Annotated in this window: 22 protein-coding genes; 15 read left to right on the top strand and 7 right to left on the bottom strand. The window is 54.6% G+C overall.

The window, feature by feature from the left end; translation table 11 throughout:
- The first annotated feature begins 133 nt into the window (after window positions 1-133).
- The 3 genes from ACRBB0_RS20530 (at window position 134) to ACRBB0_RS20520 (ending at window position 4,194) form a co-directional block, all read left to right on the top strand.
- Complete coding sequence (locus tag ACRBB0_RS20530) at window positions 134-1,039, top strand: SMP-30/gluconolactonase/LRE family protein (RefSeq protein WP_431376333.1); 906 nt, start codon at window positions 134-136, stop codon at window positions 1,037-1,039.
- Window positions 1,040-1,362: 323 nt separating this feature from the next.
- Window positions 1,363-3,162 carry a methyl-accepting chemotaxis protein gene (locus tag ACRBB0_RS20525; protein WP_431376332.1) on the top strand — a complete coding sequence of 600 codons (1,800 nt, stop codon included), beginning with the start codon at window positions 1,363-1,365 and terminating at the stop codon, window positions 3,160-3,162.
- 294 nt (window positions 3,163-3,456) lie between these two features.
- Window positions 3,457-4,194, top strand: coding sequence for an SDR family NAD(P)-dependent oxidoreductase (locus ACRBB0_RS20520; protein WP_431376331.1), 738 nt, complete (start codon window positions 3,457-3,459; stop codon window positions 4,192-4,194).
- Between the two features lie 450 nt (window positions 4,195-4,644).
- Here the strand turns inward: ACRBB0_RS20520 and ACRBB0_RS20515 are convergent, their stop codons facing one another.
- Window positions 4,645-5,070, bottom strand: a complete 426-nt coding sequence (locus tag ACRBB0_RS20515; protein WP_431376330.1) for an Lrp/AsnC family transcriptional regulator — start codon at window positions 5,068-5,070, stop codon at window positions 4,645-4,647.
- Window positions 5,071-5,205: 135 nt separating this feature from the next.
- Between ACRBB0_RS20515 and ctlX the strand changes: the two genes are divergently transcribed.
- The 12 genes from ctlX to ACRBB0_RS20455 all read left to right on the top strand — a co-directional run bounded on the left by ctlX (window position 5,206) and on the right by ACRBB0_RS20455 (window position 16,250).
- A complete protein-coding gene (ctlX, locus tag ACRBB0_RS20510) occupies window positions 5,206-6,141 on the top strand; it encodes a citrulline utilization hydrolase CtlX (RefSeq protein WP_431376426.1) in 936 nt (311 codons plus the stop codon).
- Window positions 6,138-7,067, top strand: coding sequence for an arginase (gene rocF, locus ACRBB0_RS20505; RefSeq protein ID WP_431376329.1), 930 nt, complete (start codon window positions 6,138-6,140; stop codon window positions 7,065-7,067). The genes ctlX and rocF overlap by 4 nt, the downstream gene beginning before the upstream one ends.
- A gap of 10 nt (window positions 7,068-7,077) precedes the next feature.
- The gene (locus tag ACRBB0_RS20500) at window positions 7,078-8,127 is read left to right on the top strand and encodes an ornithine cyclodeaminase (RefSeq protein ID WP_431376328.1); all 1,050 of its coding nucleotides are present in this window, start codon (window positions 7,078-7,080) and stop codon (window positions 8,125-8,127) included.
- A 74-nt stretch (window positions 8,128-8,201) separates the two neighbouring features.
- Window positions 8,202-8,720 carry a DUF2478 domain-containing protein gene (locus ACRBB0_RS20495; protein WP_431376327.1) on the top strand — a complete coding sequence of 173 codons (519 nt, stop codon included), beginning with the start codon at window positions 8,202-8,204 and terminating at the stop codon, window positions 8,718-8,720.
- Window positions 8,721-8,939: 219 nt separating this feature from the next.
- Window positions 8,940-11,474: an ATP-binding protein gene (locus ACRBB0_RS20490; protein ID WP_431376326.1), complete on the top strand. Its 2,535-nt coding sequence runs from the start codon at window positions 8,940-8,942 to the stop codon at window positions 11,472-11,474.
- A gap of 213 nt (window positions 11,475-11,687) precedes the next feature.
- Window positions 11,688-11,924, top strand: a complete 237-nt coding sequence (locus tag ACRBB0_RS20485) for a hypothetical protein (protein ID WP_431376325.1) — start codon at window positions 11,688-11,690, stop codon at window positions 11,922-11,924.
- Window positions 11,925-11,987: 63 nt separating this feature from the next.
- Entirely contained in the window at window positions 11,988-12,593 is a 606-nt protein-coding gene (locus ACRBB0_RS20480; RefSeq protein WP_431376324.1) for a carboxymuconolactone decarboxylase family protein, read from the top strand.
- A gap of 49 nt (window positions 12,594-12,642) precedes the next feature.
- Complete coding sequence (locus ACRBB0_RS20475) at window positions 12,643-13,701, top strand: bifunctional transcriptional activator/DNA repair enzyme AdaA (protein ID WP_431376323.1); 1,059 nt, start codon at window positions 12,643-12,645, stop codon at window positions 13,699-13,701.
- 12 nt (window positions 13,702-13,713) lie between these two features.
- A complete protein-coding gene (locus ACRBB0_RS20470; protein WP_431376322.1) occupies window positions 13,714-14,472 on the top strand; it encodes an isocitrate lyase/PEP mutase family protein in 759 nt (252 codons plus the stop codon).
- A 48-nt stretch (window positions 14,473-14,520) separates the two neighbouring features.
- Entirely contained in the window at window positions 14,521-14,787 is a 267-nt protein-coding gene (locus ACRBB0_RS20465; protein ID WP_431376321.1) for a hypothetical protein, read from the top strand.
- 31 nt (window positions 14,788-14,818) lie between these two features.
- Window positions 14,819-15,352, top strand: coding sequence for a hypothetical protein (locus ACRBB0_RS20460; RefSeq protein WP_431376320.1), 534 nt, complete (start codon window positions 14,819-14,821; stop codon window positions 15,350-15,352).
- A gap of 136 nt (window positions 15,353-15,488) precedes the next feature.
- Window positions 15,489-16,250: an SDR family NAD(P)-dependent oxidoreductase gene (locus ACRBB0_RS20455; protein WP_431376319.1), complete on the top strand. Its 762-nt coding sequence runs from the start codon at window positions 15,489-15,491 to the stop codon at window positions 16,248-16,250.
- Window positions 16,251-16,312: 62 nt separating this feature from the next.
- Here ACRBB0_RS20455 and ACRBB0_RS20450 read toward each other — a convergent pair whose 3' ends face one another.
- The 6 genes from ACRBB0_RS20450 to ACRBB0_RS20425 form a co-directional block, all read right to left on the bottom strand.
- Complete coding sequence (locus tag ACRBB0_RS20450) at window positions 16,313-17,722, bottom strand: 3'-5' exonuclease (RefSeq protein WP_431376318.1); 1,410 nt, start codon at window positions 17,720-17,722, stop codon at window positions 16,313-16,315.
- Window position 17,723: 1 nt separating this feature from the next.
- Complete coding sequence (locus ACRBB0_RS20445; RefSeq protein ID WP_431376317.1) at window positions 17,724-18,224, bottom strand: hypothetical protein; 501 nt, start codon at window positions 18,222-18,224, stop codon at window positions 17,724-17,726.
- A 109-nt stretch (window positions 18,225-18,333) separates the two neighbouring features.
- On the bottom strand, window positions 18,334-20,157 hold the full coding sequence (locus ACRBB0_RS20440; protein WP_431376316.1) for a DUF294 nucleotidyltransferase-like domain-containing protein: 1,824 nt from the start codon (window positions 20,155-20,157) through the stop codon (window positions 18,334-18,336).
- Between the two features lie 221 nt (window positions 20,158-20,378).
- Entirely contained in the window at window positions 20,379-22,163 is a 1,785-nt protein-coding gene (locus ACRBB0_RS20435; RefSeq protein ID WP_431376315.1) for a sodium:solute symporter family protein, read from the bottom strand.
- Window positions 22,164-22,168: 5 nt separating this feature from the next.
- Window positions 22,169-22,456 (bottom strand): DUF4212 domain-containing protein, encoded by a 288-nt coding sequence (locus ACRBB0_RS20430; RefSeq protein ID WP_431376314.1) that lies wholly within the window; start codon window positions 22,454-22,456, stop codon window positions 22,169-22,171.
- 91 nt (window positions 22,457-22,547) lie between these two features.
- On the bottom strand, window positions 22,548-23,231 hold the full coding sequence (locus tag ACRBB0_RS20425; protein ID WP_431376425.1) for an adenylate kinase: 684 nt from the start codon (window positions 23,229-23,231) through the stop codon (window positions 22,548-22,550).
- Window positions 23,232-23,295 lie beyond the last annotated feature (64 nt).

The following is a 23,295-nucleotide window of genomic DNA, read 5'->3' as shown; positions in this document are numbered from 1 at the left end:
TGCATAATAGGTTGAGTGATTGACCATAAGCGCCTGTTTTGACCAACAAATAGTTGTGCCTAGCATACTAGACATGGTCAATTGCGGCGCAGCTCGTATATTTTTTTCGATAGAATCAAGTCAGGATCCAAAGATGCAAAACCAAATCTATGACGTTCACGATCCACGCTTTTTGGGTCTCATCCACAAGACTGCCCAAATTGATACACTATGGACCGGGGGGCGTTGGACCGAAGGACCAGCCTATTTTGCAGCCGGTCGATATTTGCTTTGGTCCGATATTCCAAACGATCGGGTTCTCAGGTGGGACGAATGCGATGGCAACGTGTCAACATTTGAGTACCCGTGTCGCAATCAAAACGGGCACACTGTCGATCTCCAAGGGCGGCTCGTGTCGTGTGAGCACCGTGGCCGATCTGTCAGCCGCCGCGAACATGATGGTACTATGACGGTTTTGGCCGACACTTTCGAAGGTGCCAGGCTCAATTCCCCCAACGATGTCGTGGTGAAATCGGATGGGTCCATTTGGTTTACCGATCCGACCTATGGCATTGACAGCGACTATGAAGGAGATGCGAGTGCGTCAGAAATCGGGGCGCAAAACGTCTATCGCATTGATCAATCCGGGGCGATGAGCGTGGTCGCAACCGACAACCTACAACCCAATGGGCTTGCGTTTTCGCCGGATGAACAAGTGCTTTATGTGTCCGACACGGGGCAAACGCATGCCCCTCAAAATGACGCCGTTATCCGAGCCTATCCCGTTCTTGGCGAAACTTTGGGTCAGAGTAAGGTTTTGACCACTTGCGACGTCGGGCTCTTTGATGGTTTTCGCGTCGATACCAAAGGCAATATTTGGTCGTCTGCCGGGGATGGTGTGCATTGTTACGCCTCTGACGGCACGATCTTGGGTAAAATCAAAATCGACGAATGTGTTTCAAACCTTGTCTTCGGCGGCCCTAAAAAAAACCGGCTTTTCATCTGTGCCACAACATCCGTGCGTTCGATCTATGTCAATGCAAAGGGGGCTGCACGCTGAGCGGGCGGGAATATGTCGGAATGGAGTCGTGGCGGTTTGATGAAACAGGCCCGCCTCACTCGAACCTAAAATATGTGTTTACTTTCAGTAGTTTGTTCTCGGTTCTGCGCCAAAGAACAGACGGTCCCAACAATAAGGAAAATGCGGTGACGTATCAGCCAAAAGTTTTGCTTGCTGCTAGGCTGTACCGGTTTTGTGTCATTTAAAATTTTCCGAAGTTGGCTGGGACAATCTGCCCAAGAATTCAGGAAATTGAAACTGTGCCGACCAATAAGTCTCGTAGCTAGTCGTGTGATGAACACACCTTTTTGGGGATCGAAACCATGAGAAACTATTCCTTGAGAACGCAGATATTCACGTTTGCCGCGGTGCTGATTGCGATGTTGCTTGCTGTCTCAGGCGGGGGGATGCTTATCAATGCGCAAACCACCTTTAGCATTAAGCATTCCCAGATTGTTGGAACCCAACTCAAGAGCTTAGACGACATGAAGGAGGACATCGAGCAAGGACTTGGTGATCTTTTAGCGTATTCTTTGGGGGACGACGACGGCTTGCAGCGGCTGCGCGGCAATATGCAAGAGGTGCTGGATGAGGTCGATTTGGCCAAATCCCGTTTTGTAGACGTCGATATTCAGGCCGCCAAGGATCCTGCTTCCTTCGAAGATGTGGAGACGTTGCGTGTTGTGTTGGATGATATTGAAGCCAGCTTAGGACCGCTAAAATCTGCGTCTGTCGCGGATCGCAAACAGATAACATTCGACACGATTGAACCATTGATTGGCAATTTGAGGGATATCGTGAACGGCCTTCAAGACAGGTTGAGCGTGACCAATGCAGAGGTCAAAGCGTTGATCAAAGTTTCGGTAACGAGAAGCGAAACGGTGTTGATGATCGGCAGTCTGGCCGCAACAATTGCGGCAACTTTGTTCGCTTGGTTTTTTGGCCGTCGATTAAGTGCGCCGGTTACGGATGCGACACAGGCGATTCAAAACCTGACATCAGGTGATTTCAACACGGCGATATCAGGCACAACTAGTAAAGATGAAGTGGGGACCATTGCACGCAACCTTGAAGAGTTGCGCGACAAACTGGCCCGAGCAGAAGAGCTTGAGAAACTGGCTACGCAGGAAAATGAGCTGAGAGTCGAGCTGTTTCATGTGCTTGGCGCGGCGATGAATGGCTTGAAGGGAGGGGACCTGAAGCAAGCCATTGAAACGGATAAGTGGGAGCAGCTTGGGGGCGCGTATTTGGCCCTGTGCGACGACTTCAATTCTTTGTCGAACATACTACGTGATTTGGTCGATCAGCTGGACAAAAGCTCGGGCGTGGTGGACCAAAACGCGAGGGATTTGGCCCACATGTCCGACCAAATGGCCAGACGTGCCGAAACCCAAGCTGCGACGCTTGAGCAATCTGCCGCTGGATTGGAAGAGCTGCTGGCGGGATTGGAGACCAGCGCAGAGCGGGCTCGACGGTCGGATCAGCAGGCGCGCGAAGGTCGGGAATTTGCCGAAAAGGGAAGTGTCGAAATGGAACTGGCCATGAATGCCATGAGCGCGATTGCGACGTCATCCAGTCAGATCAACCAGATCATCTCATCCATCGACGATATTGCCTTCCAAACCAGTCTTCTTGCATTGAATGCAGGGGTCGAGGCCGCAAGGGCCGGGGAAGCAGGACAGGGCTTTGCGGTTGTCGCCTCAGAAGTCCGTGGGTTGGCCGAGCTGGCCGCGACATCTGCGAGCGAAATCAAAGCACTGGTCAATGAAAGCGCCGAACAGGTCCAAGAAGGAGAGAGGCTTGTTCAATCCACGGCCAGCACCTTGACCCTGATCACAGAAAACGCCAATCGGCTTTCTGAAACTGTGGCCGAGATTTCGCATTCAGCAGAGGAACAAGCGACAGGATTCCAAGAAATCAATACGGGTGTGTCGCAGCTTGATACGGTAACGCAGCAGAACACCGCCGTTATCAGCGAAACGAATGATGCCTGCCAAAAACTCCAAGGCGAGGCGACCCGTTTGAGGGGAATGCTGAGCGCGTTCTTGGCGTCCGAGCAAGGTCAGGGTCCAGAGGTTTCGTCAGATCCAGAGGAGGATGGGGGGGTTGCCTTGGCCGGGTAATGGGTGGAAAAGATCACTGGGTTGAGGGGCAAACCGTTGCAGGTGACCTGAAACCGGAGCATGTCCAAACCATGCATACGGGGCATTGGACCGGACAAGACCGATGCTGTGACCCCGATCCGGTGTTGCTCGTTTCGGCGGCGGGGTAGTCTTTGATAGCAGGGATGCACGACAGATGTCGCCCGCCGCAAAATGCCCATATTGATCCCGTGCTCTACCTTTTGAAATCCTGTTAGTATAATCCAAACGGCAATCGCATTCCGGGCCGTGAAGCGACACAGGATTGAATGAAATATGACAAACTTCGCCAGCTATCCCAGCCTTGCCGGCAAGCGGATTTTTATCACCGGCGGTGCCTCGGGCATCGGGGCTGCTATGGTGCGGGCCTTTACCGGGCAGGGCGCTGTGGTGGGTTTCGTTGATATTGCCGACGACGCCGGGCAAAAACTGGCGGTCGAATGTGGTGCGGCGTTCACACCGGTGGATGTAACCGACACCGCCGCCTTGCAAGCCGCCATTACGGGTTTCGGTGCGGTCGATGTCCTTGTGAATAATGTCGCCAACGACACTCGACATGATTGGCGTTTGGTGACACAAGACAGTTGGGACGCGGCTTTGGCGGTCAATCTGCGCCCGGCGTTTTTTGCAATTCAAGCGGTGGCCGAAGGTATGATGGCGCGCGAACATGGCAGTATCATTAACTTTGGCTCGATTTCCTGGAAGGTAAAGTTTGGCAACTTGCCGGGATACACAACCGCGAAATCTGCCATTCACGGGTTAACCAAGTCCTTTGTGACTGAGCTCGGCGGAGCGGGCGTGCGTATCAATACGGTGCTGCCTGGCTGGGTGATGACCGAACGGCAAAAGCAAGAGCATTGGAGCGAAGAAGGTGCGCGCATGTTAGAGGCAAGCCAGCCGTTAAAAGGAGAAATTCAACCCGAAGACGCGGCCGCGCTGGTTTTGTTTTTGGCGTCGGATGACAGCCGCATGTGCACTGGACAGGATTTCACGATTGATGGCGGTTGGACATAGGCTCCGGCACTCACCAACGTGAAAAGAGGTGAACAGGCATGGTGTTTTCGCCGACATGCAGGGATCCGTTGCCAAGCGGTTTTTCGAAAGCGGCACCGAGGTGGTGTGGTGTCCAAGGCATTGTCTAGATTTTCTGGCACCTATGTGCCCTGAGGTAACTCTTGGCTGGAAAATTGAAACGCAGTGACAAACCTTGATCTGAGCAGGGGTTTCATACCTGCCGCGCCGCCGCACGTTTTGCAAAATCTCGATTGGATCGTAGGGTGATTAATGCATCTACTACGAAAAGGGATGCCACCCAATGCGTTGGCTTGTTAGGTATCTAAAGGGGTCGATTGGCTTGAGCAAAGTCTCGGAAGACGACATTAAACCGTCGACCAGAAATATGTCTGCAAAAACGCCTAGGCGTCCGGGGCTGTTTTCGATCACTCAGGCGAACAGCGCCAGGTCTTAAACTGAGCTGAGTAGGATCGAGGTCTCGCTATTCGTGATGCCTTCGATTTGTCGCACCACCCGCAAAACCCGATCGAAATCAGGCAGGCTGTCGGCCGTAAGCTGCGCCACAAGATCCCATTTGCCATTTGTCGAATGCAACTGGCGCAACTCTGGGACCCCGCGCAGGCGGCGGATCACTGCGCTGGTCGAATGGCCCGACACTTCGATCATCATCATCGCATGCACTCCATCCGGCCCATGCTCTTGACGGGCACGGATGGTGAACCCCAATACCGCGCCGCTGTCTAGCAATCGGTCCAGCCGGGCCTGTACTGTGGCGCGTGACACGCTCAAAATTGTCGCCAATTTGGAGATCGGTGCACGGCCATCCTCACGAAGGATGGAAATCAATTGGCGGTCTAGGTCATCTAGTATTTGCATAGCTATCTGTTAAATCGTCCTTATCATTTTGTCAAATTCGACTGTTATATTTGCACCTCATGCCTATATGTTTTGCCAACCCCTGTTCGATAGAGTTGTGGCACGCTCAAACAGGAACAGGATTTTGTCATGTCACTGCGCTCGCTCCAAGCGCCAGAGGCGGTTGTGATGATACGCCCGCATCATTTCACTCCGAATGCGCAAACCGCTGAGGACAACAGCTTTCAATCGACGCTCAATGGATGTGCATCGGCGGTGGCCAAACAGGCCTATGATGAGATCAGCGAAGCGGTGAAGGTGCTTCGATCCTTTGGGGTTTCGGTGCATTTGTTTGAAGATGAAAGCAAAGCGACACCAGATAGCGTTTTTCCAAACAACTGGTTTTCGACCCATGCAGGGGGCCATGTCGCGCTGCATGCGATGTATTCTAAAAACCGTCGGGCCGAGCGTCGCATGGACGTTATGGAACTGCTGAAACAGCGGTTTCGGGTTCAGGATTTGATTGATTACTCAGGGTTGGAGCAGGATGGTCTTTTCCTCGAAGGGACCGGAGCCATGGTGATCGATCATCTTGAGCGGGTGGTATATGCGGCGCGTTCAAACCGCATGAGCGACATTTTGTTGGAGCGGTTTTGCACGCACTTTAACTACGAGCCTTTGGTGTTTGACGCCGTCACCGCGGATGGAAACCCGATTTATCACACCAATGTTTTGATGTGTATTGGCACTGACTTCGCTCTGATCGGAACGGACATGATCTCCGACGCGGCGCGGCGCGCTGTGGTCATCGAACGTCTTGCCCATGGTGAGCGGGACGTGATCGCCCTAAGCACGGAACAGATCGGTGAATTTGCGGGAAATGCCATTGAGTTGCAGGGCGCTGATGGAAGATTGCTCGCTATTTCTGCGCGCGCTGTTGCGGCGCTTACACCAGATCAGGTCGCGCGGATCGAACGTCATGCAACTCTTGTCGCATTGGAGATTCCAACGATTGAACTGGCTGGTGGCTCTGTCCGCTGCACCATTGCCGGTCTTCATTTAAGCGCCCGCCCGCTGGAGGTTGCAGCATGACCAAGATTGTTTTGTTGGGCGCTCCAATCGAAGCTGGGGCTGGGCGACGCGGTTGTGTTATGGGGCCGAATGCCTTTCGAACGGCGGGGTTGGCCGAAGAGTTGGAGGCTTTGGGGCATGATGTGGCAGACTTGGGCGATGCGCGGCCCGAAGAGGTCACAGGCATCGAAACCGACCACACGCATCTCAAGCAATTGGATACGGTGGCTGGGTGGACCCGTGCGTTGCACAGCCAAGCCAAGAAACTGGCGCGTTGTGATGCCTTGCCGATCTATCTGGGCGGTGACCATGCCTTGTCGGCAGGAACCGTTTCGGGGCACGCGGCCTTGGCGGCCCAAGAAGGGCGTCCGCTATTTGTGCTTTGGCTCGATGCACATGCCGATTTCAACACGTTTGCATCTACCCAAAGCGGCAATCTACACGGCACACCATTGGCCTTTGTTTGCGGTTTGCCAGGGTTTGACAGTTATCTCGGTGGGCCTGTGCCCGCCGCTGTTGACCCCGCTAATGTTTGCATTTTGGGGCTCAGGTCGGTTGATGGAGAAGAGCGGCGTCTTTTGCAATCAACCAACGTGATTGCCCATGACATGCGCGCAATTGATGAACATGGGATTGCACCGCTTTTGGCGGAATTCTTAGATCGTGTCCAAGCCGCTAATGGGCTTTTGCATGTTAGTTTGGACGTCGATTTCATCGAACCCGATATTGCTCCGGCCGTCGGCACGACAGTCCCCGGCGGCGCAACCTTCCGCGAGGCCCATCACGTCATGGAAATGCTGCATGACAGCGGTCTTGTTTCCTCGCTCGATCTTGTCGAGCTGAACCCTTTCTTGGATGTCAAAGGTCGCACCGCGCGGCTGATGGTCGATTTGACGGCAAGCCTGTTTGGCCGTCGTGTTCTTGACCGTGTGACCCGCAGCTATTGAGGTTTTAACCATGGCACCGACACCTTCCGATCTCGCCTTTGTTCCGTTTGTTTCCGTCGATAACATGATGGCGCTTGTCCACCATATTGGGGTGGAAACTGTCTTGCGCGATTTGGCCGAGGCCATTGAGGCCGACTTTAAGCGCTGGGAGCTTTTTGATAAAACGCCGCGTGTTGCCTCCCATTCCGAAGTTGGCGTGATTGAATTGATGCCTACATCCGATGGCGAGATGTATGGTTTCAAATATGTTAACGGTCATCCCAAGAATACGCGTGAAGGGCTGCAAACCGTCACGGCATTTGGCCTTTTGGCCGATGTAGACACCGGCTATCCAAAACTACTGTCGGAGATGACATTGCTGACGGCTCTGCGGACCGCGGCGACCAGCGCCATGGTTGCCAAGCATCTGGCCCCCAAAGGCGCGAGCACGATGGCAATGATCGGCAATGGTGCTCAGTCTGAGTTCCAGTGTCTGGCGTTCAAAGCCATCTGTGGCATCAGCGAAGTCCGCTTGTATGACACCGACCCATCGGCAACCGCAAAATGTGCTGCGAACTTGGCGGGGCAGGGGGTGCGGGTTGTGGCCTGTGGCAGCGCCGAAGAGGCGATGGAAGGTGCCCAGATCATCACAACCTGTACGGCTGACAAACAAAACAACACCATTTTGACCGACAACATGATTGGGCCTGGTGTGCATATCAATGCGATTGGAGGCGATTGCCCGGGTAAAACGGAACTGCACCGCGACATCCTATTGCGCTCTGACATCTTTGTTGAATACCCGCCGCAAACATGGGTCGAAGGTGAGATCCAGCAATTGAACGAAGGGCATCCAATAACAGAGCTTTGGCGGGTGATCTCCGGGGATGCCGAGGGGCGGCGGGATGACAAACAAATCACGTTGTTTGACAGCGTTGGGTTTGCGATCGAGGATTTTTCGGCGTTGCGATACATTCTAGGCGCTATCCAGGGGACCGCTTTCTTTGTCCAGCTCGATATGTTGGCGGACCCTGATGACCCGCGTGATCTGTTTGGCATGTTGCAGCGTTCAAAGCGCTAGTTCAGTGCGTCGCATGGCGCGCAACAATTGGGTGACTTAGAGTTGCATCTGCAAAATCAATCAACGGGTGCGACATGAAAATTGCGGCAATAGGGGTCGAAGGGCGTGGTGAAACTGACCGCTTGATTTCGCAAGCGGCGGCTGAGCTTGAAAAACGCGGTTTACGGCTGAGTGGCATTGCCAAAGTCTTGCAGGAATTGCCCGACGGAAGTCACCAATGCGACATGGACGTGCGCGTGTTTCCGGGAACCGGAACCATCCGAATAACTCAATCCTTGGGGCAAGGCTCAACAGGGTGTCGACTTAACCCGGCGGCTATTGCTGAGGCGGTGTCATCGGTCGAAGAGTCGATCGGCAGCGACAAAGCCGACTTGTTTGTTCTCAACAAGTTCGGACCGGAAGAGGCCGAAGGCCGCGGGTTTCGAGCCGCAATTGCGACAGCTCTGGAACAAGACGTTCCGGTCTTGGTTGGTCTAAGTGGCGGGGCCGCAAATAAAGCGGCGTTTGCGGAGTTTTCAGCGGGATTAGCAGAGCAATTGCCAGCGGACGTTGATGCGGTGGTTGAATGGTGTCTTGCAGCCCAAAAAGTTTAACGCACCCTCCCGTTGTAAATTGACGAACTAGGTGAGTCTTAGGATTGGCTTATAAACGCCCTCTTTAAGGGTTTTTGAAGCCGTCGCTCAATCAGAGGTTGTTAACCTTAACAAATTCGGTTGGTTTTTGTTCATCAAAGGTAAGCCGCAGGCATCTGAATTGTTTTCCCTAAGCGGTTTTTTCGATAGCTTGAAGAAAGTTGAAGAAGGGTCATCTGCATGGTGTTTCTACAGATTGTCCAGAACATCACATTTCTGACCCTTTGCGGTGTCGGCCTATACGCCATTCGGGCCAACGGCAAGCTGAGCGAAAAACCGATATTAAAGAAGACCTTGATTGGCTTGGTTTTCAGTCTCGTCTTCATTCTCATCTCAACAAATTCTGTCCCTCATTCAAGCGAAGCGTTCCATTTGGATGGCGGGGCAGGACCGTTGCTTTTCGCTGGCTATCTTGGTGGTCCAGTCGGAGCCGCAATTGCGGTTTTGGCCGGGGTTCTGGTGGCCCCACAGGGGTATGAACCAGACGCGTGGGTGAGCCTCCCACTTTATGGCTCGATTGCTGTGATGGGCTATGTGCTCACACGGTTTTTTCCGCCCCAGAAAGATAGAAAATTCACGCAGCTGTTTTTGGCGACCGCCTTTGGCGGGCTCTGCTTACTTCACATTTTGATAAATGGTGTCAGTTCGTTTTTTCGAAGCGGGGAAACAATTTCTGAGCTAATCAGTTGTTTGGCTCTCGGTGGTTTATCTATACTCGCGACGGCGTTTGTCGTGTCAATCTCGGGTCGGGTTTACCGGACGGAGCGATCCGCCGTTGAGCTGGGACGGCGTTTGAACATGGCGACCAAATCAGGCCGCATGGGTGTGTTCGAATACCAGAACGACTGCAAAGATGTTGCCTTTGACGAAGGTATGATGCGCATTCTCGAACTGCCTGGAGCCGCCGGTGATATTCCGGTTTCTAGCTGGATCGAGCGTGTTCATCCTGATGATCGGACCCGCCTTTCAAAAACAATTGCGTCCGTAACCCGAGAAAACAAGGGCGTAAACCATGTTGAATTTCGCGGTCTGATGCCGGACGGCAGCCAGCGTCATTTCGCATCGAATTGGGTCACCGATCGTGACCCTGACGGGCGCTTTGTTAGGATTGTCGGCATTTTGATTGATCTGACGGATTTCAAACAAAGCGAAGACCGCAAGAATGAGGCCGAGCAGAGGTTGGCGTCGATTGCCGCAAGTCTGCCGGGCGCGATTATTAGTGCTGAGATGGTCCAGGGACAGCCTGCACGGGCCGTTTACGCCAGCGCTCATGTTGAAGACATTTGGGGATACAGCGCCAAAGAGATCTTGGCAAACAACGAAATTTTGTTTGACTCTCTGGATGCCGAAACACGCGAAGAGATGCGCAAAGATGTGAGAAACGCGGCGTTGAGGGTTCAACCTTTGGCGCGCCGGTTGAGGATAACGGACAAATTTGGCGACACAAAATGGATCGATTACCACAGCAGTGCCGTCAAACTTGGCGAGGATCGAGTTCGCACCGACTGTATCATTTTTGACGTGACCCAAGAAGTTGCTGATGGGCTTCGGCTCAAGGAGCAAAGCGCGTTGGCGATGCAGGCGCAAAAAATGGAGAGCATTGGCCAACTAACCGGCGGTGTTGCTCATGATTTCAATAACTTGCTTGCGGTCATCATCGGAAACCTAGAGCTGTTGCGCGATGAGGTGTTCGACAAAGACCATCGCCAAATGATTGAAGCCGGGATCGCCGCAGCCATGCGCGGCGCGGATTTGACCAAAAAGATGTTGGCCTTTGCGCGCCGTGCGCGGTTGGAACCCCAAGCCATTGATCTCAATTCTATTGTGCGAGAGACCAAGAACTGGGCGGGGCGCACGCTTCCGGCAAATGTAAGCATTGAAACCTCGTTGTTGGCTGGTCTTTGGCCCGTTTCGGCGGATCAGGCATCTACCGAAAGTGCTTTGTTGAACCTTATTCTAAATGCGCGAGATGCCATGCCTTTGGGCGGCGAACTCACCCTTGAGACCGCCAATGTTCGTATTGACGATGACTATATTGATACGCGTGGCGAACAGCTTGAGCCGGGGCGCTATGTTATGCTCTGTGTCTCTGACACAGGGACCGGTATTGAACCACAAATTCTTAATTTTGTGTTTGAGCCTTTCTACACGACCAAGGCACCTGGTGCTGGGTCTGGTCTTGGTCTGTCGATGGTTATGGGATTCATGCGGCAGTCGGGCGGAACAGTGCGCGCTTATTCCGAGCCGGGCGTTGGGACAACGTTTAAGTTGTATTTTCCAGTTGGGGAAAAGGCGATCTTGAACGAGATTTCCACCGCGTCTCGGCCCGAAGGTTGGGACAATACGGATGCTCGGATTTTGTTGGCCGAAGATCAAGAAGACGTGCGCGAAATTCTTGTCCGCATATTGGAAAATGCAAACTATAACGTCACCCCGGCACCATCAGGGGATGTCGCACGGACGATTTTCGAAAATGATCCAAGTTTTGATCTGTTGCTGACGGACATTGTAATGCCAGGCAAGTTGCAGGGTACAACTTTGGCGAAAGTTCTGCGAGAGACTTGGCCCGACTTACGCGTCGTCTTTATGTCTGGATACGCGAGCGAAGCAACGGTTCATGGCAATGGGCTTCGACCAGAAGATATCAGATTGATGAAGCCTATACAAAAACGCGATTTGTTGACTGCGATCGAGAGAGTCCTAGCCAAGGAATGACATCCGCCTTGCGCGTTTCGAAGGGCTTTCGAATGAAAAACACCCTGAGTGTGTCAGTTCCGTTAAATGCACGCTAAGATTGTATTTTTGACTTGAAAGTAATTTGTTTACTCGATAACCAAATACTGGGTGTCGGTGCTAAGCCAAGTGTTTTTTATTTCACCGATGCAATTTTTTGTTTTGTGACAGGGACATGCAAGCAGGACGCGATAAATGCCAAAAGATTCAGCAGGCGATATGAACGGCCAAGATTCCAACAACCTGACAGGGGCAGACAATTCCCAGTCACCAGATGTGTCAGCCATTGCTTTTGATTTAACGGAAGCTGCTCGTTTGATCGAAAAATCGGCGATTTCCTTGGCTGGTGAGGTTGAAACTGGGCAGGTCACTCATCTGATGTTGCTGTCCCAACAGCTTGAGCGGATTACGCTCTCCTTGACAGACCAGTAATGTCTAGCTGGTCATTCCAGCAAACCCTTGGCATATCCCTCCAAACATTGGGGAGGCGAGGGAATGCCAGCACAGGTTGAGCCAATTGATTTAACAGAGTGGGATAGCTCCCTTTCATCTGTCGCAGATGACATGAATGGTGCTCCACTGAATGTGCACAAATTGATGGCGCACAACCCGTCACTGTTGAACGCGTGGTGGAATTTTCGCAATTACTCTGTCAACGGGGGCAGTTTGGGGCCGCGTCTGGGAGAGTTGGTGATTTTGCGCGTCGGCATTCAACTTGGCGCTTGGTACGAATGGGGGTCGCATGTTGATCGGTCCTTGCGATGCGGGTTAACCCATTCGGAAATAAACGCAGTTCTTGAACGCAACATTGCACCACTATGGTCTCCCCAAGACGCGCTTTTGCTTCAGGCGGTGGATGAGCTCATTGGGGAACATCAGATTTCCGCCGGAACTTTGACTAAGCTTGAGTCGCATTTTGACACGGCTCAAATTATGGACATCATGGCCATTCACGGCATGTATGTCATTTTGGGGTGTATGATAAAAACCTGGGGTTTGCGGCTCGATGACACTGTCAACGACCGGATAAAATCGCATACCACTCAGAGCGATTTCGAGGCGGCTGCAACGGTTTTTCGTCAGGTCAAAAATGTGAAGTAAGCGCCCGATTTTCGGCGGACCCGCGGTGCTAGCATGCTAAAACCACGCCATGCTATTTGATCTTCCAGACCAAGACACCTTGTACCGTGCGCTGTTGGCGCGTGACGACCGCTATGATGGTCAGGCCTTTGTGTGTGTGTCGTCGACAGGTGTGTTTTGCAGGCTGACCTGCCCGGCGCGCAAACCCAAACGTGAAAATTGCGCGTTTTTCCCAACAATAGGGGCCTGTATCGAAGCGGGCTACCGGGCCTGCAAGCGATGCCATCCGATGCAACCTGCGGCCAAGGCGGACCCCGTTATCGAAACGCTGCTCGCCGCTTTGGAAGAACGTCCCGATTTTCGCTGGACCGAAGGCGATGTCGCGCGACTTGGGTTTGATACCTCGACCGTGCGCCGCAGCTTCAAGCGTCAATTCGGCATGACCTTTCTTGAAATGGCTCGGCAGAGGCGGCTTCGCGACGGGTTTGTTTCGCTCAAAGAGGGGGAGCGTGTCATCGAGGCGCAACTGGATGCTGGTTTCGCATCTGGAAGCGCGTTTCGAGCCGCCTTTGCCCGGCTTCTCGGACGCCCCCCCGGCAGTTTCAAAGCCACCGGTCTGTTGCTCGCGGATTGGATCGCAACACCGCTTGGCGATATGATCGCTGTGAGCAGCAAATCTCATTTGCATCTGTTAGAGTTTGTTGAGCGCAAGGCCCTCAAGACCGAGCTGACCAAACTCAGCGCCTCTGTCCGTGGTGACATAGGGATCGGGACCACCGACCCGACGGAGCAAACGCGGACTGAGTTGGACGCGTTTTTCATGGGAACATCCGCACAATTTAGTGTGCCCTTGGCCTTTCATGGATCGGACTTTTCCAAAGATGTCTGGCGGGCGTTGCAAGATATTCCCGCCGGCCAAACCCGAAGCTATGGCGCATTGGCTGCGCATCTTGGCAAGCCAAGCGCGACGCGGGCCGTGGCGCGGGCCAATGGGGCCAACCAAATTGCGCTGATTGTGCCATGTCATCGGGTGGTTGGCGCAGATGGCGCGCTGACGGGGTATGGTGGTGGGCTTTGGCGCAAGCAAAAACTGTTGGAAATTGAACGCGGCTATGCTGTCGCCGAATGAAGGGTTCTCACGATGACGCGTATTGAAAAGTTCAACCGTTTCAAGGGACTGCATAAATCGGGAACTCCTTTGGTGTTATACAACATCTGGGATGCCGGTAGTGCAAAGGCCGTCGAGGCCGCAGGCGCGAAGGCAATTGCAACAGGAAGTTGGTCAGTTGCCGGTGCGCAAGGCTATTCCGACGGGCAGGCAATGCCTTTGGATCGTGTGTTGGACATTGTTCTGAGGATTGCCGAAACCACGACGCTGCCCGTCAGTATTGATTTTGAGGGGGGCTATGCGGAAAGTGACGCTGATCTTAGCACAAATATCGCCAAACTATTGGAGACCGGGGTGATCGGTCTCAACTTTGAAGATCAAGTCCTAGGGGGCCAAGGGCTCCATCCCAGTAAGGTGCAAGCGCGGCGCATTGCGGTGATCCGCGACACCGCGCAAAAGATCGGAGCGCCCGTGTTTATTAACGCGCGCACCGATGTGTTTTTGAAGTCGAAACCGGACATGCACGCGACCCATCTGGATGAGGCGAAGAAACGGGCTGCCCAATATTCCAAAGCTGGGGCAGATGGATTCTTTGTACCGGGATTGGCTGATCCTGATCTCATTCGAGATATCTGCGAGAGTGTCGATCTGCCCATCAATATCATGACGTCTACAACAACGCCCGAGATTGCCGCGCTTGCCGATCTTGGCGTGGCGCGGGTGAGTTACGGGCCCGGGCCATTTCGTGACACCTATGCAGCTGTGACTGAAGCGGCAAAACGTGTTTTTTGAGGTGGGACGGCCCGGTAGCTGCCGGTATGAGCCGGGTAGGAGAATGAAATGACGCAAGACTTTTCCAGCTGGATTGGCAAAACAGAAACTCGGAGCGATGTGCTGCGACATGACCCTGCTAACCGCATGGCAGCAACAATGGGTCTGGACAGAGTGTTAAAAGACGGGGACGCGCTTCCACCACTTTGGCATTGGCTGTTCTTTCTGGAAGCAAAATCCCCCGCTGATTTGGGGCGTGATGGGCATCCTAAAAAGGGAGGATTTTTGCCACCTATTGCCCTGCCGCGTCGGATGTGGGCTGGGGGGGCGGTTTGAATTTCACAACCCGCTGCGCTTGGGCTCCATGGTGCAAAAACGCTCTTCTATTGTGAAAATGGAAGAAAAGACCGGTCGCAGCGGGGCTTTGTGCTTTGTGACGGTACGCCACGAGATTTCCCAGAACGGCCAGATCGCGCTAAGCGAAGACCACGATATTGTTTACCGCGAAGACCCGCAAAAGGGGCGCACATCTCCGGCCCCCATGCCCGCGCCCCAAGAGGCTGAGTTTTCAGAAACCATTCAGCCGGATCCTGTGACCCTGTTTCGGTACTCTGCGCTGACTTTTAACGGGCACCGCATTCACTATGACGTTGATTATGCGCGACAGGTCGAAGGTTATGAGGGGTTGGTCTTTCACGGGCCGCTAACAGCGACGTTGTTGGTTGATCTTGGGAGGCGTATGGTCGGCAAGACACCCAAGCGGTTTTCGTTCCGTGGCTTGGCCCCCATTGCCGGGAATGCCCCGTTTCAGATCCAAGGGCGACCAGAGGGTCACAGCATGGCTCTCTGGGCACGGCGGGCAGATGGCGCGATGGCAATGCAGGCTGACGCCGTTTTCTGAACAAATGTTCAATTGTCGGCGGTGATGGCATTGACGGGCTTGCATGATTTGGTCATTCAAAAGCGACCCGAGCCGATTTGGCCCCCTTTTGAAGGGCTTTGTCGGCTTTTGTTTGACGGTGGAGAAGGAGAACACCATGGATATCACAGGGCAGGTTGCAGTCGTTACAGGTGGAGCAAGCGGATTGGGAGCAGCGACAGCCAAACGGCTTGCCGCTGAGGGTGCCAAGGTTGCGATCCTTGATTTCGACGCAGAGGGCGGAGCTTTGATGGCCAAGGACATCGGAGGCATTGCGATCAAAACGGACGTTGGTGATCAAGCCTCGGTGGCCGCGGCGTTTGATCGGGTTCTTGCGGAGCTGGGCAAGCCACGGATTGCGGTGAATTGCGCTGGGATCGCGCCTGCCAAGCGGATTGTTGGCCGAGAAGGGGCGTTGTCGATTGACTCGTTTGAGCAAACCATTCGGGTTAACCTTATTGGAACCTTCAACGTCATGTCCTATGCGGCGCGGGCGATGATGGAGCAGGACGCGTTGGATACGGGGGAACGAGGCGTGGTGATCAACACGGCGTCGATTGCGTTTCAAGACGGTCAGTTCGGTCAATCCGCCTATTCCGCGTCCAAGGGCGCGATTGCGGCCATGTGTTTGCCAGCCGCACGTGAAATGGCCAAGCAAGGCATTCGGGTCATGGCCATCGCACCGGGCTTGTTTAACACGCCGATGATGGAAACGCTGCCGGAGGATGTGACCGCCGGGATCGTTGCCAATATCCCGTTTCCGCATCGTCTTGGGGACCCTGCAGAATACGCGCAAATGGTCTGTCAAATCTGCGAGAATGCCTATTTGAACGGCACAACAATCCGGCTGGACGGCGCTGTGCGTTTGCCACAACGCTAAGTCGGCTGGGTGACGCTGGCTCGTTCCGAGCGTCGCCCCACCCGCCGTCCCACAACTGAGCGCTAGTTGAGGTCTTCGAGAAGTCGCCCGTGGCGGCGGGTTTCTTCGATGACCTCGCCAAATGTGGACAAACCGCGCGCTTCGAGCATGGGGAGCATCCGCACCAGAACTTCGGCTGTGGCTTGCGCATCACCCAGTGCTGTATGGCGCAATTCCGGGGGGATGGTGACATCAAGCCTATCACATAGCGCATCCAGTGTGTGGGTTTGGGACGCGCCAAACAGCACGGCGGACAAGAGCACGGTGTCAAGAATGGGATGGTCCCAGTCGACACCCATTTTAGCTTTGTCGCGGTGCAAGAAGGCCATATCGAACGGGGCATTGTGGGCGACGATCACCGAATTGCTGGCAAAGCGATGAAACTGCAGCCCAGCGGTGGCAATATTGGGGGCACCGGCAACCATTGCGTCGCTGACATGATGCACTTTGGTCGAGGCGGGGGGAATGGGGCGGCCGGGATCGACCAATTGGTTAATGCTTTCCCCCTCAACGATGCGGCCATTCACGACCCGGACAGCACCGATTTGCACGATCTCGTCTTTGTGGGGCAACAGGCCAGTGGTTTCAGTATCGAACACCGCATAGGTCAAATCGCGAAGCGGTGTATGGGTGCCATGCTGTTCACTCGTGCGGTCCATTAGATCGAAGTCGTACACCAACGGGCGCGCCGCATCGGGGGTGATGTTAACGTGCTCGGCGTCGATCATCAGCATATAGCCGCCGCCATCCATTGCCTTCATTCGGGTATCAAAGCTGAGCCTGTCATGGGCCCCTTTGGCGGCAAAACTCACTTCTAGACCGGTTTTGTTGAGTTTCTTGATGGCCGCTTTCAAGCTGGCAGTGTCAAAGTAGTCGCCGATCGGGGCATTCAGGCGGGGCACTCCGATTTGAGATAAGACTTCGGCGGCCTGGCCATCGTATAAAACGATCTGATCATGCGCGTTTACCAAGATCATCGCAACGGGAATTTCAGTCAGAAGTGCGGTGAGACGGGCTTTTTCCGCAGCCAACCGCTCTGTTTCGGCAGCAACTTTTTGGGCCGTCGATAGTGCCGTGTCTGACAAAGCTGTGGTCACCGCGCTGGCCGCCGGAGCGAGGTCACCCAAATAACGGGCGGCTTTGGTGTCCACCTCTGTGCCAACACCGGCATGCGCGCGGGTCCGCATTTCCGAGGCCAGTTTTTCAATCGGTTTGGCAATGTTTTCGTCGAAGAGAAGCCAAATTCCGGCGGTCAATCCCACTGTGCCGAGGACGGAAATGATCCCGGCAAAGAGGAAGCCATCCGCAACGGATGTCTTCGAGACACGTGCGTGACCGATCCAGAGCGAGACGAGAACCAAGCTTGTGCCACCTATGGCAATCAGGCAGAAAAACAGGAAAATCCTCACTCTAAGGCTGAGCTTGGTAAACATGTCAGGCCTCCTGACAGACGGTTTTCACAATCTCATCTTTGGGGCCGACATCACGCCATAATGGCTCAGAGCCATCACCAAGCACCGGGTCGGCCCGGCGGTGGGTCTTGCAATCTACCATGACTTCAACAACTTGAACCGCCTGCCAACGGCCAAAAAAGTAGAGATCAACGAGGAAAAGCCCCTCTGTCGCGCTGTTGGCTTGTTTATTTCCGATGTCGGCCGCGACAAAGCGGTTGGTCATCGGGAACACATAGGTCCAGGGACGCCACATCGCTTTGCTCTCACCTGTTTGGGCGATTTCAATGCCTTCAGGAAGATTTCCCGATGTGCGGCTGTACCAGCTGTATTCGCTGGAAATACCTGCCGCGAGCATGGCGGCACCTGCGCCAACTGGGATAAGCCATTTTGGCAACCGCCCGCCGGTGAGCTTGGCCAGTAACATCATGGCACCGGCACCCGCAAACCCGGCGATAAAAACCGCGATCAATTCCAGAAACATTCAACCTCCCCAACACCGTCACCCGGTGTTCATTCCCATTGTGTGCCAGAAGCGCGGCCAAAACTCTTGCAAGAGTCTTGCAAATTCCATGAATGGAATTTGGCTGGCCTCATCCGAGCATCCCTTTTCCATGTCCTACGGCAGACTGTAGGGATTTCACCACCACAAATGCATCCCGCAAATGACTGCGTTCGAAATCTGACAGGTCCGCAGGGGCCAGATAGTTGTCAGGCGCATTGCCCGATTTGACTTGTTCGGCCTGATGTTCCAGCCGGGATTCCGCGATCAAATCATAGGCATCCAAGAGGTCCTGGCCACCGGATTGGCTGAGCACGCCAGCCGCCATTGCCCCTTCGAGCCGCGCGCGGGTATTGGCTTGCGCCAACCGACTTTGAAGCGCATAAATCCGGCCCAAATCCACCACAGGAACAACGCCGTTATGTTTCAGGTCCAAATGGTTTTTGTGCTCCCCCGAGCGAATGGTCGCAAAGCCGCGCAACAACCCCAATGGGGGCGTGTGCTTCAGAGAGTTGGACAGCATATGCGCAACAAAGATGGAGTTTTGGGCGGCGGCTTTTAGCGTCTCTTCCTGCAGGTCGCCGAACAGATCAACCGCGCCTCCGATAGGGCGCAGATCAAACATAACAGAGGCCAGCATTTGTGCTTCGGGGACTGGCTTGTTGATCCAACTGCGGAAATACTCCCGCCAGACCCGAACGGGTTGGCACCAGCGCGGATTGGTGGCCATCATGTCGCCGGGGCAAAACACATAGCCACAGGTATCAAGGCCCGTACAAACAAACTCGGCCAGTTTGGTGAAATAGGGCATTTGATCTTGGGTCACGGCATCGTCGATCAAAATGCAGTTGTCTTGGTCCGAAACGCCGGTTTGTTCCTGGCGTCCTTGGCTCCCACAGGCCAACCAAAGAAACGGCACTGGCGCGGGGCCGAAGGTCTCTTCGGCTAGGGCCAAAAGGCGGCGGGTTGCCGTGTCGGCGATGTCAGTAATCAAACGCGTGACAACTTCGTGGCGGTTTCCGCCCGCGACAAGCTGCAACAAAAGTTGCGGAATACGCGCAGTCACCTTGGCCATCTCTTCGGCGCTTGAGGCATGGGCGATTTCTGACACCAACTCGGCCGAACTAACGGCCTGAAACCGGGTGAGGTCTGTCTGGGTGACGATGCCCACCAACTTACCCGCTTCGGTGATGGGAACATGGCCGATCCGCCGCTCCATCATCATATGCAACACGTCAGACCCGATATCTGACGGGGATAGGGTCATTGGGTTTGGTGTCATGATATCTGACAGCGGCGTGTCATAGGGCAGGGCTCCTCCGACAACTTTGCCCGATAGATCGCGGATCGTTGCAATGCCCAGAAGGTTGCTTCCATCGGTGATACAAACCGATGAAATGCGACGAGAATGCATGATCTGTGCCGCGTCTCTGACTGTGGTTTGAGCGGGGCACGTCAAAGGAGCCGGGGCCATCAGGGTGGCAACCCGGCTTGTTGAGAGGTCAGCTTTGCGTGGTTTGGCGGTGCGACTGCGGTCAAAGAATTTGCGCGCCGCGTCTTGGGTTTCAAGCAACCCGTGAAAAGCGTCTCGCGGTAGGATGACCAGCAGGCAATCTTCGACGGCCCGCGCCGAGGTGACCGACAGGCCTTCGCGCAACAACCCGCGTTCGCCAAAGGAATTTCGGCGGCCCAGCAAAGACACCGGCACGTCATGTTCGTCGCGGATTTCGACCTGACCTTCATGGATCAAAAACAGTCCTTCTAGCTCAGAGCCGAGGCTGTAGATCTCATCGCCTGCGAAATAGAGACGCGATTCAAAGCGGGGCAAGAGCGCGCTCAGCGCCTCTTGGGGCAGTGCGTCATACGGATGCACGGCGCTTAGAAATCGGGAGAGGGCAGCGGAGTCGAGGGGCATCAATCAGGCTCTTTTTTGCAACGTCAGTATCGGGAGTCTTTTTGCATTCGGCGGCGACAGTGACCTTGATTTGAAGCAAATAAGGCCCTGCGACGGCAGGAGAATTTTGGGAGAGGCAAGTGTGAATTACCCTTAGGAAATGTAAAACGGGGCACCGTATAGGCGCCCCGTCTTGGTCATGATGTGCTCTGCCGAATGGGAAACAACAGAGCACTCATTGTTTAGTGATCCACAGCTTCGCCAGCACCGCGTGGTACGCGAACGCTTTCGACCAGCTCTTCGATCTCGGTAGGGATAGGAGCCGAGAATTTGGAGACTGTGAAGGCCACACAGAAGTTCACCATCGCGCCAATCGCACCGAAGGAAGTCGATTTGATTGTCCCCAAGAGAGGGTCTGCGTCGGTGAAGGTGTTGGTGCCCGGAACAAAGAACCAACCTTTGTGCAGGAAGATGTAGATCAGGGTGACACCCAGACCGGCCAACATGCCTGCAACAGCACCTTTGTTGTTCACCTTGGTAAAGATGCCCATCATCAGCGCCGGGAAGATCGACGCAGCGGCCAGACCAAAGGCAAGGGCCACGGTTTGAGCAGCGAAGCCCGGAGGGTTCAGACCCAGCCATGTCGCAACGGCGATGGCAACGGCCATGGCGATACGAGCGGAGAGCAATTCACCTTTTTCCGAGATATTCGGATTGATCGAACCTTTGATCAAGTCATGCGATACCGCAGAAGAGATCGCCAGCAACAGGCCAGCAGCGGTTGACAGAGCAGCGGCAAGACCACCCGCAGCAACCAGACCAATAACCCAAGGTTGCAAGTTCGCAATTTCAGGGTTCGCAAGAACCAGGATGTCGCGGTTGAACTTGGTCAGCTCGTTTTCAGAACCCCAGCCAGCAGCTTCCATTTTGGCAACTGTGTCGGCGTCTTTTTCGTTGAAGTAAGCGATTTTGCCGTCGCCGTTCTTGTCTTCCCAGCCCAAGAGGCCAGTTTTCTGCCAAGTCGCCATCCAGTCATATTGCTTCTCGCCTTCGATCATTTCGACCGAAACAGGGTCACCAGACGTGCCGTTTGGCCACATCAGTTCAGTGATGTTCAGACGCGCCATGGCACCAACAGCAGGGGCGGTGAGGTAAAGCAGCGCGATGAACACCAGCGCCCAACCAGCAGACCAACGTGCGTCGGCAACTTTAGGAACGGTGAAGAAACGCATGATCACGTGGGGCAGACCCGCGGTACCGATCATCAGCGACAGAGTGAACAGAACCATGTTGAACGTGTCAGCGTGGTGGGCTGTATACTCTTTGAAGCCAAGCTCGGACACGATTTGGTCAAGCGTGGTTAGCAGCGGCGTACCCGACGCGGCGTGATCACCAAACAGACCCAGAGCAGGAACAGGGTTACCGGTCAGCTGCAGCGAGATAAAGATCGCTGGGATGGTGTAGGCCATGATCAGAACAACGTACTGAGCAACCTGAGTGTATGTCACACCCTTCATGCCGCCGAACACAGCGTAGGCGAAAACCACACAGGCACCGATCAACAGACCGGCCGTGTTGGACACTTCCAAGAAGCGACCAAAGGCAACACCAACACCGGTCATCTGACCGATAACATAGGTGGTGGAGGCAACGATCAGACAGATAACCGCAACAACACGCGCGGTTGGGCTGTAGAAACGATCGCCGATGAATTCGGACACGGTGAACTTGCCGAACTTACGCAGGTAAGGCGCAAGCAGCAGAGCCAGCAGAACGTAGCCGCCTGTCCAACCCATCAAGAAGGAAGAGTTGTCGTAGCCGGTGAACGCGATAAGACCGGCCATCGAAATGAACGAGGCCGCTGACATCCAGTCAGCCGCTGTCGCCATACCGTTGGTGACCGGGTGAACGCCGCGACCCGCAGCGTAGAATTCGGATGTGGAACCCGCACGGGCCCAGATCGCGATGCCGATGTAGAGCGCAAAAGACGCGCCAACAAACAGCAGGTTGATGGTAAACTGATCCATTGCGCTTATTCCTCTTCGACGCCGTATTCACGGTCGAGCTTGTTCATCCGCCAGGCGTAGAAAAAGATCAGGCCCAAAAAGACGATGATTGACCCTTGTTGGGCAAACCAAAAGCCAAGGTCAGTGCCACCCACGCGGATACCCGACAGGGCAGGGCGCAGCAGAATACCGAAACCAAAGCTAACAACGGCCCAAATAACCAGGCTAACCAAAATGATACGCACGTTGGCGGCCCAATAGCCCTGATCGGACTTTTCGGCGGCTTTTGCGTCTTGAGATGTGTGATCCGTCATGCGGGTCCTCCTCTTCCTCCATTTGCCTGCCCGGGGAAGGGCAGGGCTTTTGCTGCGCCCCCCGTCCCAAGGGGCGCCAAGGTGCCGACGCTTACGCGACGGCCCCTCGAACTATTGCGCCCATTTCGGACGCGATTTCATTGATGGCACCCATGGCAGCCACGCCTTTCAGCGCGCCTTGAGTTTTGTAATATTCAATCAGCGGGGCGGTTTGAGCGTGATAGGCTTCCAAACGGCTGGCAACGGTTTCGGCATTGTCGTCGGCGCGGCGCTTCATGTCCGTCCCGCCGCAATTGTCGCAAACACCGCTGGCTTTTGGCTGTTTGAAGGTGTCGTGATAGCCTTCGCCACATCCGCCACAGGTGTAGCGGCCGGAAATCCGCGTCACCATCGCAGCGTCGTCAACCTCAAGGCTGATCGCGGCGTTGATACGCTGACCTGAGTCCTCAAGCAGACGGTCCAGAGCTTCGGCCTGAACCGTGGTGCGTGGGAAGCCATCAAGGATGACCCCCTTGGCGCAATCGGTGTCGCTCAAACGGTCACGCAGGATCGCAATCACGATATCGTCGCTGACCAGATCGCCCGCTTCCATAACCGCCTTGGCGCGTTTTCCGGCCTCGGTCCCAGCGGCCACAGCGGCGCGCAAAAGATCTCCGGTCGAAAGCTGAACAAAACCAAATTCTTCTTCCAGCATACGGGCTTGGGTGCCTTTGCCGGCCCCTGGGGGGCCAAGCAGGATAAGGACAGGCGCAGCGAGAGTTGTTGATCCATCCATCATGGCTCAGCTCTCCCGGTTCATACGGTTGTCAACCAGCGTTTCCACCACGGATGGATCGGCC

This window comes from Pelagimonas sp., from assembly GCF_050633425.1.
In the GTDB taxonomy this organism is placed as follows: Bacteria; Pseudomonadota; Alphaproteobacteria; order Rhodobacterales; family Rhodobacteraceae; genus Pelagimonas.
Note: the sequence above shows the minus strand (reverse complement) of the source record. Positions and strands in the feature narration are given on the sequence as shown.

Bases quoted from the DNA above. Each gene is read 5' to 3' on its own strand.
- ACRBB0_RS20530 (WP_431376333.1), top strand. From the start codon at position 134: ATGCAAAACCAAATCTATGACGTTCACGATCCACGCTTTTTGGGTCTC.
- ACRBB0_RS20525 (WP_431376332.1), top strand. From the start codon at position 1,363: ATGAGAAACTATTCCTTGAGAACGCAGATATTCACGTTTGCCGCGGTG.
- ACRBB0_RS20520 (WP_431376331.1), top strand. From the start codon at position 3,457: ATGACAAACTTCGCCAGCTATCCCAGCCTTGCCGGCAAGCGGATTTTT.
- ACRBB0_RS20515 (WP_431376330.1), bottom strand. From the start codon at position 5,070: ATGCAAATACTAGATGACCTAGACCGCCAATTGATTTCCATCCTTCGT.
- rocF (WP_431376329.1), top strand. From the start codon at position 6,138: ATGACCAAGATTGTTTTGTTGGGCGCTCCAATCGAAGCTGGGGCTGGG.
- ACRBB0_RS20500 (WP_431376328.1), top strand. From the start codon at position 7,078: ATGGCACCGACACCTTCCGATCTCGCCTTTGTTCCGTTTGTTTCCGTC.
- ACRBB0_RS20495 (WP_431376327.1), top strand. From the start codon at position 8,202: ATGAAAATTGCGGCAATAGGGGTCGAAGGGCGTGGTGAAACTGACCGC.
- ACRBB0_RS20490 (WP_431376326.1), top strand. From the start codon at position 8,940: ATGGTGTTTCTACAGATTGTCCAGAACATCACATTTCTGACCCTTTGC.
- ACRBB0_RS20485 (WP_431376325.1), top strand. From the start codon at position 11,688: ATGCCAAAAGATTCAGCAGGCGATATGAACGGCCAAGATTCCAACAAC.
- ACRBB0_RS20480 (WP_431376324.1), top strand. From the start codon at position 11,988: ATGCCAGCACAGGTTGAGCCAATTGATTTAACAGAGTGGGATAGCTCC.
- ACRBB0_RS20475 (WP_431376323.1), top strand. From the start codon at position 12,643: ATGCTATTTGATCTTCCAGACCAAGACACCTTGTACCGTGCGCTGTTG.
- ACRBB0_RS20470 (WP_431376322.1), top strand. From the start codon at position 13,714: ATGACGCGTATTGAAAAGTTCAACCGTTTCAAGGGACTGCATAAATCG.
- ACRBB0_RS20465 (WP_431376321.1), top strand. From the start codon at position 14,521: ATGACGCAAGACTTTTCCAGCTGGATTGGCAAAACAGAAACTCGGAGC.
- ACRBB0_RS20455 (WP_431376319.1), top strand. From the start codon at position 15,489: ATGGATATCACAGGGCAGGTTGCAGTCGTTACAGGTGGAGCAAGCGGA.
- ACRBB0_RS20450 (WP_431376318.1), bottom strand. From the start codon at position 17,722: ATGTTTACCAAGCTCAGCCTTAGAGTGAGGATTTTCCTGTTTTTCTGC.
- ACRBB0_RS20445 (WP_431376317.1), bottom strand. From the start codon at position 18,224: ATGTTTCTGGAATTGATCGCGGTTTTTATCGCCGGGTTTGCGGGTGCC.
- ACRBB0_RS20440 (WP_431376316.1), bottom strand. From the start codon at position 20,157: ATGCCCCTCGACTCCGCTGCCCTCTCCCGATTTCTAAGCGCCGTGCAT.
- ACRBB0_RS20435 (WP_431376315.1), bottom strand. From the start codon at position 22,163: ATGGATCAGTTTACCATCAACCTGCTGTTTGTTGGCGCGTCTTTTGCG.
- ACRBB0_RS20430 (WP_431376314.1), bottom strand. From the start codon at position 22,456: ATGACGGATCACACATCTCAAGACGCAAAAGCCGCCGAAAAGTCCGAT.
- ACRBB0_RS20425 (WP_431376425.1), bottom strand. From the start codon at position 23,231: ATGGATGGATCAACAACTCTCGCTGCGCCTGTCCTTATCCTGCTTGGC.